Raw genomic sequence first — 12,266 nt, forward strand, 5'->3', positions numbered from 1 at the left:
TTAAACGAAGTAATCAAAGAGGTTGTGACAGAAGTGGTCAGCTTCAAGAAATAAGAAGGAATTGACGAAAATTGCTTCTCAAATTTTTGTGAAATTTCGGCTTATTGCCGAAGAAGCTACTTCTGGAACGCCGTTTATACGGAAAAAGGAACTGTGACACGACTTTTGTCACAGCCCCAAACATAACGTCTTTCGTTGCAACAGCAGATGCTTCGGAGAATCAAACAGACTGGAGAAGATGAACGAGTGGCTTTTGAAACCATCGGAGAAAAATTACGGCAAGCACGCCTGAATAAAAAGATATCTTTAGATGAATTACAGCAGATTACAAAAATTCAAAAACGTTATTTGGAAGCAATCGACAATGATGATTTTGATCAATTGCCTGGTAAGTTTTACGTACGGGCGTTTATTAGGCAATACGCTGAAGCTGTAGGAGAAGATGGAGACCATTTAGTCGATGTTTTTGATGGAAAAAGCAAATTGACAGGATCGGTCCCTGAACGTCCGCAGCCTGAAACAGTAAGTACTTCCAGAAAAGCAATACATCAAGAAGAATCGCATCCAAGTCGTTTTTGGACAAGTCTTCCTGTCATTTTATTAGGATTGGTCGCTTTGGCAATCGTCGTTGTCGTAGGCTATATGACTTGGCAAGATCGTCAAGCTGATCCAATAATCGGCGATACAGCTTCTTCGCTCAAAGTAGAAGGATCAGTTGAGGAGTCCTCTTCCTCAGAGCAAAGCACGCAGACCCAAGAGTCTTCTACAGTAGAGTCAACAACAGAATCAAGTGAAGAAAAGAAAATGGCAATAGCTGCAGGAGAGGATTCCGGCAGTGCCATCGCAGTAAATATTACAGATGCTACCAAGCCTGTCACTCTTGAGTTTACCGCTGTTAATCGTGTGTGGATCGGTGTACTAGTAGACAATGCTTATGTTTATCAAGGAACACTGGCAGCAAATGAAACACAAAGTACCGTGTTACCGGAAACAGCGGCCAATGCGACCATTACGATCGGTGCAGCAAGCAATGCGACGATCAAAGCGAATGGAGAATCCGTACCAGTTAATCCAGGGGAAAACAATCAGAGTCCTAAAAATGTGAACCTGACTCTCCAATACGCAGAGTGATCGTACAAATGAGTTTATTCATCTATTTACTTGTGGCATAAAAAAGAAGGATCGTGACAAATCTGTGTCGCGGTCCTTCTTCATTATTTTCAAAAGATCAGTTTCAATAAAAATGCTCCGTTGAATAAATTCGTTTGGAAAAGTAAATAATATCGGTGGAAACTTCGCGGATAGTCACGTAGAATAGGGAAGAAAGGAGTCGATAATGTGAATTTACCAAATAAATTAACTGTACTTAGAATTTGTATGATCCCGATTTTCATTTTGGTTGTAGGATTACCGTTAGATTGGGGACAACTTAACGTAGGGGACACCACACTGGCTGTCACGCAGCTAGTAGGCGCAGTTATTTTTGCATTAGCCAGCATCACAGACTGGTTAGACGGAAAAATTGCCCGTGCACGAGGTCTTGTCACTAACTTTGGCAAATTTGCGGACCCACTGGCAGATAAAATGCTAGTTATGACCGCTTTTATCATGTTGGTTGACCAAGGAAAGGCCCCAGGTTGGGTAGTCGCGATTATTGTCTGCCGCGAATTAGCCGTCACAGGCTTACGTTTACTACTTGTCGAACATGGAGAAGTCATGGCTGCTGCTTGGCCGGGAAAAGTCAAGACGGCTACACAAATGGTTGCTATTATCTTGCTGTTTATCAATAATATCCCATTCAATCTGATTAGTATTCCAGTAGACCAAATCATGCTCTATGCTTGTCTGATTTTTACTATCTATTCAGGTGCGGATTACTTCATCAAAAATAGCGGCGTGTTCAAAGGATCAATGTAGGTCTTGTTTTGTGGATGGTCAGATTCGTCGGTTCTTGATAAAGTGAAAATAATTTGATCATATAATGAAAAAAGAACTGGGGAGAGGCTGGTCCATGGATCAGCCTTGCCCTCTTTTTAAATAAAAAAATATATAAGTACAGCGTATACTATATAAGGGAGCGGGAAGTAATGAAAGCAGAAATAATAGCTGTCGGAACAGAACTTTTACTAGGACAAGTCGTGAATACGAATGCCACTTTCTTGTCAGAACAGCTAGCTGATCTAGGTATCGAAGTTTATTATCAGACCGTCGTAGGAGATAATCAGCAGCGTTTAGAAGAGTTGATTGCTCTAGCTGAAACAAGAAGTGAACTCATACTCTTATGTGGCGGATTAGGGCCGACAGAAGATGATCTGACAAAAGAAGCAACTGCGGCTCACCTCGGTAAGTCTCTCATACAAAATACGGAAGGATACAAAAAATTATTGGCATATTTTGAAACAACCCATCGAAAAATGACCAAAAACAATCTGCAACAGTCTCAAATCATCGAAGGTGGGGTTCCTCTACCAAATCGTACAGGGCTTGCTTTAGGGACTTTTTATCAAACAGATACACATGCATATATCCTTCTTCCCGGTCCGCCTAATGAGTTGAAACCAATGTTTGTGGAACAAGTACGTCCTTTACTAGAGGAACGTTTTCCTTCTGAAGAAAAACTGATTTCTAAAGTTTTGCGCTTTTATGGGATTGGTGAATCGCGACTGGTCACTGAACTAAAAGATCTAATCGAGACACAGATTAATCCAACGATCGCTCCTTATGCCAAACCAAATGAAGTGACATTGCGTCTAACAGTAAAAACAAAGGATGTTCAGGCAGGAAATCAAGCTCTTTTAGCATTGGAAGAAAAGATTCAAGAACGAGTAGGAGAATATTTTTATGGATATGGCGATGATAATTCGTTAGCAAAAGTCGTAGTGGAACTGCTGAAAGAAAACAAGCAGACTGTAACAGCGGCGGAAAGCTTGACAGCCGGTGCCTTCCAAGCCGCATTGGGCGATATTGCTGGTGTATCTGAAGTATTTCCAGGCGGCTTTGTTACCTACTCGCTCCAAACAAAAGCTGGTTTTCTGGAGATTGATCCGGAGCTATTAGCAGAATATGGAACAGTCAGCAAAGAATGTGTGGAGCAGATGGCCATTCAAGCACGTGAGATAGCAAGAACAGATTACAGTGTAGCTTTCACCGGAGTGGCTGGACCGGACACATTAGAAGGTCACCCTGCAGGAACAGTATGGATCGCTATTTCATCTAAAGATGGCGTGGTTTCAGAAAAATATCATTTTGCCAGAGACCGTGCGGCTATCAGATATAATACGGTTATGCAAGGATTTGATCTTTTGAGAAAACAGCTTTTAAGAAAATGATAAATGCGAATATTTGTTCGGTTTTTTCTTGCTTTTTATTACTAAAAACGATATGATAAGGATAATGAAATGTTGCTCTGATTTGTAAATATAAGGAGGATTATCGTATTGGCAGATGATCGTAAAGCAGCCTTAGATGCTGCACTGAAAAAAATTGAAAAGAGCTATGGTAAAGGCTCTATTATGAAATTGGGCGAAAAAATCGACCAACAAATCTCTACAATTCCAAGTGGCTCTCTTGCGTTAGATGTCGCTTTAGGTGTCGGCGGTTATCCCCGTGGACGTATTATCGAAGTATACGGTCCTGAAAGTTCAGGTAAAACAACAGTGGCGCTACACGCTATTGCAGAAGTACAAAAAAATGGCGGAACGGCCGCTTTCATTGATGCTGAGCATGCGTTAGATCCGCAATATGCACAAAAATTAGGTGTGAATATCGATGAACTACTTCTTTCACAGCCTGATACAGGAGAACAAGGTCTGGAGATCGCTGATGCTTTAGTATCAAGTGGAGCTGTAGACATCGTAGTAGTCGATTCAGTTGCCGCTTTAGTTCCACGAGCAGAAATCGACGGCGAAATGGGTGACTCACATGTCGGGTTACAAGCACGTTTGATGTCTCAAGCATTGCGTAAACTCTCTGGTTCGATCAACAAAACAAAAACAATCGCTATTTTCATCAACCAAATCCGTGAAAAAGTAGGCGTAATGTTTGGGAATCCAGAAATCACTCCTGGAGGACGCGCATTGAAATTCTACGCAACGATCCGTTTAGAAGTACGTCGTGCAGAACAATTGAAACAAGGTACAGATATTGTTGGTAACCGTACAAAGATCAAAGTCGTAAAAAACAAAGTAGCACCTCCTTTCAAAATCGCTGAAGTAGATGTCATGTATGGTTTAGGGATCTCACAAGAAGGAGAACTTCTAGATATGGCAGTAGAAAAAGACATCGTTGATAAAAGCGGTGCTTGGTATTCTTATAAAGAAGATCGGATTGGTCAAGGACGGGAAAATGCTAAAATCTATATGGCTAATCATCCTGAAATGATGGCAGAAGTTTCTGCTCTAGTTAGAGCAGCTTATGGCATTGGTGAAGAAGTGGCTGTCCCAGAAGATACAAAAGGACAAGAAGAATTGCCTTTAGAAGAATAAAAATCATGATAAACAAAAACGGCTGGTCTGAAGAGTAGATACTCTCCTTGATCTGCCGTTTTTTTATTGAATAAAGAACAAAGAAATCTTGAGTTATTTAATCATACGAGTAGCTACATAAAATAAAAAATATCTATTCGACTACAAAAAGTAATTTAGTGAAAAAGTTTCTCAACTTAAAGGTTTACTTATATGAAACTAGTGTCATTTATTCTAAAAACCACCGTTTAATGAATGAACAGAAAGCCGTTTCTTTGTTTATTTAAAGTTGACACTACGGGGTACAAACATTAGAATAAAGTTGTGCATGTTTTTTGTACACATATATGCGAAGATGCATATTGACAAGTTTAGAATAATTTATCATAGAAGCTGTATAGATGATAAAAATGAAAAAGATAGTATGGAGGTGGATTTTATGGTATTCAACATTCTCCTCGCTATCATCGGTTTAATTGTCGGTCTTGGTTTAGGGTTTATGGTCGCAAAGTCACGTCACGAGAAAGAAATAGCTGGTGCACAATCATCAGCTGCTGGGATCATCGATAGTGCAAAGAAAGAAGCAGAAACTCTAAAAAAAGAAGCATTGTTAGAAGCTAAGGAAGAAAATCAGAAATACCGTTCTGAAGTTGAAAGTGAGCTGAGAGAAAGTAAGTTAGAATTAAAATCTCAAGAGAATCGTTTGATTCAACGCGAACAAACGCTGAATCGTAAAGATGACTCGTTAGAAAAACGCGAGAACTCACTTGAAAGTAAAGAAGAAGCACTTAGTTCAAAACAGCAATTAATTGAAGAGCGAGAAAAAGACGTTGAAAAAATGATTGAAGATCAACAAAAAGAACTAGAAAAAATTGCTGGTTTATCAAAAGAGGACGCACGAGATGTCATCATGAAATCGACTGAAGAAGAGCTGAATCATGAGTTAACTCTAATGGTAAAAGAATCTGAACAGCGTGCCAAAGAAGAAGCAGATCGCAAAGCGAAAAACTTATTATCATTAGCGATTCAACGCTGCGCAGCAGATCAAGTTTCAGAAACGACTGTTTCAGTCGTTACCCTTCCGAATGATGAAATGAAAGGTCGTATCATTGGACGAGAAGGTCGTAATATTCGAACGCTTGAGACGCTGACTGGTATCGATTTGATCATCGATGACACACCTGAAGCAGTTGTTCTTTCCGGATTTGATCCAATCCGAAGAGAAATCGCACGAATGACCTTGGAAAAACTGATACAAGATGGACGAATCCATCCAGCACGAATCGAAGAAATGGTCGAGAAATCTCGTAAAGAAATGGATGAACGTATTCGTGAATATGGGGAAGAAGCAGCATTTGAAGTCGGTGCCCATACACTTCATCCAGATCTAATCAAGATCATCGGACGTCTGAGATTCAGAACTAGTTACGGACAAAACGTCTTGAAGCATTCGGTCGAAGTTGCAAAATTAGCTGGTATCTTAGCAGCAGAACTTGGCGAAGATATCCAATTAGCAAAACGTGCCGGGTTGCTTCATGATATTGGAAAAGCACTTGACCATGAGATTGAAGGATCTCACGTTGAGATCGGTGCGGAATTAGCTGCCAAGTACAAAGAAAACCCAGTAGTAATCAACGCAATCGCTTCTCACCATGGCGATGTGGAAGCGACTTCTGTTATCTCTGTCCTTGTAGCTGCAGCAGACGCGCTTTCAGCAGCAAGACCTGGTGCGCGAAGTGAATCATTGGAAAACTACATCCGTCGTTTAAGAAGTCTGGAAAATATTTCGAACAGCTTCGCCGGTGTAGAATCAAGTTACGCAGTTCAAGCTGGACGCGAAGTTCGGGTAATGGTCAAACCAGAAGAAATCTCGGATCTGGACGCTGTTCGTTTAGTACGCGATATCCGTAAACGAATCGAAGAAGAGTTGGATTATCCTGGACATATCAAAGTAATCGTTATTCGGGAAACTCGCGCAACTGATTATGCTAAATAAGAGTAAACACAAAAGAAGAGTCGCGGCAAAAGCCGCAGCTCTTCTTTTTTTGTAAGGTACGAAAAAACATTGCTATTATTATTTTTTATTCAACATCTCAAGATCTTTCTCGATCGTCGTATTGATTCCTTTGATGATTGCTGGGATGAATCCTGCTTCTTCTAGGGCAACTACACCGGCAACGGTCGTACCACCAGGAGAAGAAACTTGGTCTACAAGTTCCCATGGATTTTTATCACTTGAAAGGAATTTTTGACAAGAACCCATGATTGCTTTTGCAGCAATTTCAGTGGCCGTCTGTTTGGACAAACCATTTAATACACCAGTCCGTCCCATCGCATCGATCAGCATATAAATGAATGCGGGCGAGCTGCCAGCAAGGCCGATGAATGTACTGAAATCTGCTTCTGCTAAGGGATAGACGCTACCAATTGCTTCAAAAATTATCGTGGCTTGTTGAAGCTGTTCCTCCGTGGCAGCTTCATTTTTGCAAATCGCAGAAACGCCTGCTCCTACGCTGACATTGACATTCGGCATCACACGTACGATGGAGGCCTGAGGATCTTCAAGCGCTGTTTCTAAATCTGTTAATGATTTTCCTGAAGCAATAGAAATGAATAAGACCTTCTGGCTGTATTCTTTTAGTTCTTTCAATACTTTTTCAATGATTTTTGGTTTCACGGCTAAAAGAACGATATCTGATTTTGATGCAACTTCTTGGTTGCTTTTGCACGCATGGACGCCAGTTTCAGCAGCGAATGTTTGTGCATTTTCAAAATGACCACTGGAAACGAACACTTCTTCTTTCGAGACTGTTCCTGTTTTCAATAAACCATCAATAATAGCTTGTGCCATATTCCCTGTACCGATAAATCCTACTTTCATGTTATCCTCTCCTTTAGCATTAGGATATCTTTCTTTTTCTATGATCGCAAGCAAAGAACAGGTCTAAAGTGGAAAAATTAAAATAAATAAGATAACATTGGGGTATAACACAAAAGTATACAAGTTAGGAATGGGAAAATGTGAAAAATAAACGATACTTGATGCTGCAATGGATAAAGGAACATAGTCTGATTTTAAAATTGATTTTTTTCGGCTCCGTGTTAGTCTTTGTGGCAAATCAAGTCGCAAATATTGCTAATGGCATGAGTTGGCAAGATATTTGGCAAAGGATGGGACAACAAAGCCACATGACGATTCTGCTCATGATTCTGGCTGGACTGCTGGGTGTCACTCCGATGTTGTTGTATGATTGGGTGACGATCAGAGTCTTAGAAAAACAAGGAAAACCAAAAATGGAAAGAAAAGAGTTCCTTCTTGCTGCGTGGGTAACAAACACGATCAACAATCTCGCCGGTTTTGGTGGTGTGGTAGGAGCCAGTCTTCGGGCTAGTTTTTATGGAAAGCAGACAAATAGGAAAATGGTGTTAGTGACTGTTTCAAAAGTCGCGCTATTTATGCTGACTGGTTTGTCTGTATGGTCGTTTCTTACATTTATTGATGTCTTTTTTATTCAGTCAGAAAGTATTTTTCGGAGCTATTGGATCTGGCTTTTCGGCGGTAGTTTTTTAGCGCCAGTCATTTTCTTTTTTGCTTATCTAAAGAGAAAGTCCTTGTTCTCTGAGTTTTATCCAAAAGGCTTGTTTGGTCTGCTACTGGCATCTTTTGGACAATGGACAGGGGCACTTGCGGTATTTCTGACTATCGGCAAGTTGATGAGAATAGATATTTCCATGTTTTCGATCTATCCTATGTTCATGATTGCGACGCTGATAGGAATGTTGACAATGGTCCCAGGTGGAATGGGGACTTTTGATGTTTTGATGATTTTAGGAATGAGTCAATTGTCTGTTCGGCAAGACGTAGCAGTAGTTTGGTTGTTATATTATCGGTTGTTTTATTATATCCTGCCTTTTTTGACGGGACTTCTATTGTTCATCACACATACAGGAGTCAAAATCAATCGATTTTTAGATAATATACCGCGATTATTTTTCCAAAAGGTTGCGCATATCGTGCTCGTAAGTGCTGTATATTTTGCAGGAATCATGATGGTACTCCTGTCAACGATCACTAATCTGTCTGCAATTAGTCGGCTGTTTCAGGTGTTATTGCCGTTCTCGTTCAACTTTTTAGACCAGACATTGAACCTATTAGTGGGCTTTTTATTGCTCGGTCTTGCTCGAGCGCTTTCAGTAAAAGTCAAAAAGGCATTTCTGCCTACGATTGCTTTACTAGCTTTTGGTATTTTAAATACAATCACACGTACACTATCTTGGCAATTGTTATTGGTATATGTCTTGATTCTATTAGCTGTGTGGTTATCTAGAAAAGAATTTTATCGAACAAAATTCGTTTATTCTTGGGGAGCTATACTATTTGATGCTAGCTTGTTCGGTTTCTTGTTTATTGTTTACGCAATTGCAGGTTATCATAGTGGACGCTTTTTAGTTGGACGGATAACAGGTAACCATTTTATTTTGTTTCCTTCAGATGATGTGTGGTTCTCAGGGCTCATTGGTTTGGGCATCTCATTGCTAGCTTTAGTGGCGCTTTATCAATACTTAGCAGAAGATACTACGACGCTTGGCAGTGAGTACGAAAAAGAACGTTTTGACCGTTTATTGGAAACATATGGAGGCACAGCTACAAGCCATCAGCTTCGCTTGCCAGGATACAGTTATTTTTATTACCAAAAAGACGACCATGACCAAGTCGTTTTTGGCTATCAAATCAAAGGGAATAAATGCTTTGTTTTAGGAGATCCAATTGGTAATCCCAAAATGATGCAGGCAGCAACGAATCAGTTCATGAAACGAGCAGATTGTTTAGGTTATCAGCTTGCTTTTTATAAGATATCAGAAAGCTACGTAGTGATGCTTCACGAATTGGGCTTTCATTTCACGAAAGTAGGTGAAGCAGGAATTGTTGATCTAGCGACAGAAGACTTGTCTCGGCTGAGTCAGCAACTTGAATATCAACGTTTGATGAAAGAAGGATACCATTTCACTTGGTATGACCAACTACCAGAAGAATTACATCAAGCTGTAAATGAAGTTTCACAAAAATGGCTTCACGGTGCACGAGAAAAATACTTTTCTGTGGGACGATTCGATGAATCCTATGTATTGTCTAGTGGCGTCGGTATTGTCCGTAAAGAGCAAAAAGTCGTGGGCTTCATCACCGCTCAACCGATGACGAAGGAGCAAGCGGGGTATGATTTACTGCGAATCTTGCCTGAAGAGCCTGAAGAATTAGCGGATTATCTATTAGCTAATTTGTTCATTGTATACGAGAAAATGGGCTATCTGGAAGCAAATCTAGGATTAGCCCCTTTAGCAAATGTTGGAGAAACAGATTTTTCTTTCTTTCAAGAAAAAGTCATGCATATCGTATATAATTATGGTAATTTTTTCTATTCCTTCCAGTCTGCTTATGAAAAGAAATTAAAATATGTCGATCATTGGGAAGGTCGCTACTTTGCATATCGGAAAGGAAGTAATTTCGGATTTGCTACCATGCAGCTGCTCAGTCTGATAGGGAAAGAAAAAGGAAATGTGCCGAGTTTGGCAGAAGAAGTGCTCACAGAATTATAAGAATCACTAGAGTTTATTTGGATTATGAAGAGAAAATTCTATGAAAGCTGTTGAAACGATGACAAAATCAACCACTAGGCAGACATAAGCTATACTTTTATTTTTCCCTATGATAGAATACTTGCGACTTAGACTTTTCGAATGGGTGAGAGGATGGAATTGATTGAAAAAGCGCCAGCCAAGATAAATTTAGGACTGGATGTATTATATAGACGGCAAGATGGGTATCATGAGTTGGAAATGGTAATGTCGAGCGTAGACTTGGCAGATCATCTATTTTTTGAAGAAATAACAGAAGACAAAATCATTGTAGAAACAAATAAAGCATTTTTACCGGTAGATGAACGGAACAATGTTTATCAAGCTGCTTTATTGTTAAAAAATAAATACAATATCAAAACCGGTGTCAAGATCTTTGTTAAGAAGAATATTCCAGTAGCAGCTGGATTAGGCGGAGGAAGTACAGACTGTGCAGCTGCTCTAAGAGGGATCAACCAATTATGGAATTTGGGCTGTTCGTTAGAAGAACTGGCAGAAATCGGTTTGGAAGTCGGTACAGATGTTCCTTATTGTGTCTACGGAAGTACGGCATTTGTCGGTGGCAAAGGGGAAGAAATCCAAGTATTACCTTCTATGCCACAGTGCTGGGTTGTGTTGGTCAAACCAAGAATGAGTGTCTCTACACGTACAGTGTTTAGAGAAGTAGATACGCAAGCCATCCAACATCAAGACATCCACGGACTTGTTGAAGCCATCCGAGAGCAAGATTATCAGCAGATGATCAAAAAAATGGGAAATAGTTTAGAAGATATAACGGGAAAGCGGCATCCAGTCATCCATCAAATCAAAGAGCGTATGATCAAGTACGGAGCAGATGCTGCATTAATGAGTGGAAGTGGACCAACCGTTTTTGCCTTGTGTCAACATTATTCAAGAGCGCAGAGAGTATATAATGGGTTAAAAGGTTTTTGTGAGGAAGTTTATTTAGTACGAACCCTGCAATAAAACATAAAAAGTAAAATAGGTGATGAAAAACTGAGGAATCCTAAAGTGGTATTCTTCAGTTTTTTATTGTAGTGAAATGACTAGATATGAGCAGCAACTCATCCATTTTACGATTTAATCAAGAATATACATGTTTAAATCAGAAATTGATGGATTTCTATTGACTGTGTTTTTTTATTTTGATACATTAGTTTTCGTTAATAAATCGTAAAATTCCGATTTGTTCATTGAAAGGAGCATATAAATGAAAAAATATCTTTTGACAGCTACGGTAATGATAGGTGCTTTACTGTTTGCAGCATGTGGAAATATGAACAAGGAAGCAGACAAAAAAGAGGATTTGACGATCGTTACGACTTTTTATCCGATGTATGATTTTACAAAAGAAATCGTAGGGGATGAAGGAAACGTGAAACTTTTGATCCCTGCTGGAACGGAGCCGCATGATTTCGAACCAAGTGCAAAAGAAAGAGCAGAAATTTCCGATGCAGATGTTTTCGTGTATAATAGTTCAGACATGGAATTTTTCGTGGATTCATTAAAGGATTCAGTGGATAGCAAACAGACCTTGATGATCGAAGCAGCTAAAGGAATCGACCGTTTAGAATCGCAAGAAGCAGACGAACATGAAGAATCAGAAGAAGGGCATGGTCATTCACATGAATACGATCCACATGTTTGGCTCGATCCGGTATTAGCTATAAAAGAAGTCAGAACGATTGCTGAAGAATTAGGCGAAAAATATCCAGATAAAAAGGAAACTTTTACGAAGAATGCCGATGCTTATATCAAAAAGCTTGAAGCACTGGATCAAAAATACTCCGATGGGCTAAAAGATGCAACAAACCGCACATTTGTCACTCAGCATGCTGCTTTTGCTTATTTAGCGAATCAATACGACTTAAAACAAGTAGCGATTTCGGGCGTTTCACCAGATCAGGAACCCACACCAAGCCGCTTAGCTGAACTAAAAGAATTTGTGAAGAAAAACAACATCAAAGTGATTTATTTTGAAGAAAATGCCTCTTCGAAGGTAGCTGAGACATTGTCGAATGAAACAGGAGTGAAGCTAGAAGTGTTGAATCCTTTAGAAAGCTTGACTAATGAACAAATCAAAGCAGGCGAAAATTATATTTCTGTCATGGAAAAAAATCTGGAAGCTTTAAAAGAAAGTATCAATTAAGTTTTAGAATGGAGGTTGTA

General features: G+C 39.7%; 9 protein-coding genes. 8 read left to right on the plus strand and 1 reads right to left on the minus strand.

The window, feature by feature from the left end; all coding sequences use genetic code 11:
- The first annotated feature begins 207 nt into the window (after positions 1–207).
- The 5 genes from OZZ83_RS07825 to rny all read left to right on the plus strand — a co-directional run bounded on the left by OZZ83_RS07825 (position 208) and on the right by rny (position 6,459).
- The gene (locus OZZ83_RS07825) at positions 208–1,131 is read left to right on the plus strand and encodes a RodZ domain-containing protein (protein ID WP_002310444.1); all 924 of its coding nucleotides are present in this window, start codon (positions 208–210) and stop codon (positions 1,129–1,131) included.
- A gap of 207 nt (positions 1,132–1,338) precedes the next feature.
- Positions 1,339–1,917 (plus strand): CDP-diacylglycerol--glycerol-3-phosphate 3-phosphatidyltransferase, encoded by a 579-nt coding sequence (gene pgsA / locus OZZ83_RS07830; protein ID WP_002310442.1) that lies wholly within the window; start codon positions 1,339–1,341, stop codon positions 1,915–1,917.
- A gap of 170 nt (positions 1,918–2,087) precedes the next feature.
- Entirely contained in the window at positions 2,088–3,329 is a 1,242-nt protein-coding gene (locus OZZ83_RS07835) for a competence/damage-inducible protein A (protein ID WP_002310441.1), read from the plus strand.
- A gap of 108 nt (positions 3,330–3,437) precedes the next feature.
- Positions 3,438–4,484 (plus strand): recombinase RecA, encoded by a 1,047-nt coding sequence (recA, locus tag OZZ83_RS07840; RefSeq protein WP_002310440.1) that lies wholly within the window; start codon positions 3,438–3,440, stop codon positions 4,482–4,484.
- 418 nt (positions 4,485–4,902) lie between these two features.
- The gene (gene rny, locus OZZ83_RS07845; protein WP_002287336.1) at positions 4,903–6,459 is read left to right on the plus strand and encodes a ribonuclease Y; all 1,557 of its coding nucleotides are present in this window, start codon (positions 4,903–4,905) and stop codon (positions 6,457–6,459) included.
- A 78-nt stretch (positions 6,460–6,537) separates the two neighbouring features.
- Here rny and proC read toward each other — a convergent pair whose 3' ends face one another.
- Positions 6,538–7,344 carry a pyrroline-5-carboxylate reductase gene (proC, locus tag OZZ83_RS07850; RefSeq protein WP_002310439.1) on the minus strand — a complete coding sequence of 269 codons (807 nt, stop codon included), beginning with the start codon at positions 7,342–7,344 and terminating at the stop codon, positions 6,538–6,540.
- Between the two features lie 140 nt (positions 7,345–7,484).
- On the opposite strand from proC, the gene mprF reads away from it, so the two are divergent.
- The 3 genes from mprF to OZZ83_RS07865 all read left to right on the plus strand — a co-directional run bounded on the left by mprF (position 7,485) and on the right by OZZ83_RS07865 (position 12,246).
- Complete coding sequence (mprF, locus tag OZZ83_RS07855; protein ID WP_278023592.1) at positions 7,485–10,058, plus strand: bifunctional lysylphosphatidylglycerol flippase/synthetase MprF; 2,574 nt, start codon at positions 7,485–7,487, stop codon at positions 10,056–10,058.
- 153 nt (positions 10,059–10,211) lie between these two features.
- Positions 10,212–11,063, plus strand: coding sequence for a 4-(cytidine 5'-diphospho)-2-C-methyl-D-erythritol kinase (gene ispE / locus OZZ83_RS07860; protein ID WP_002307715.1), 852 nt, complete (start codon positions 10,212–10,214; stop codon positions 11,061–11,063).
- A gap of 244 nt (positions 11,064–11,307) precedes the next feature.
- Complete coding sequence (locus OZZ83_RS07865; RefSeq protein ID WP_002307714.1) at positions 11,308–12,246, plus strand: metal ABC transporter substrate-binding protein; 939 nt, start codon at positions 11,308–11,310, stop codon at positions 12,244–12,246.
- Positions 12,247–12,266 lie beyond the last annotated feature (20 nt).

This window comes from Enterococcus sp. E5-162, assembly GCF_035725965.1.
Classification (GTDB): Bacteria; Bacillota; Bacilli; order Lactobacillales; family Enterococcaceae; genus Enterococcus_B; species Enterococcus_B lactis.

Bases quoted from the DNA above. Each gene is read 5' to 3' on its own strand.
- OZZ83_RS07825 (WP_002310444.1), top strand. From the start codon at position 208: ATGCTTCGGAGAATCAAACAGACTGGAGAAGATGAACGAGTGGCTTTT.
- OZZ83_RS07835 (WP_002310441.1), top strand. From the start codon at position 2,088: ATGAAAGCAGAAATAATAGCTGTCGGAACAGAACTTTTACTAGGACAA.
- rny (WP_002287336.1), top strand. From the start codon at position 4,903: ATGGTATTCAACATTCTCCTCGCTATCATCGGTTTAATTGTCGGTCTT.
- proC (WP_002310439.1), bottom strand. From the start codon at position 7,344: ATGAAAGTAGGATTTATCGGTACAGGGAATATGGCACAAGCTATTATT.
- ispE (WP_002307715.1), top strand. From the start codon at position 10,212: ATGGAATTGATTGAAAAAGCGCCAGCCAAGATAAATTTAGGACTGGAT.
- OZZ83_RS07865 (WP_002307714.1), top strand. From the start codon at position 11,308: ATGAAAAAATATCTTTTGACAGCTACGGTAATGATAGGTGCTTTACTG.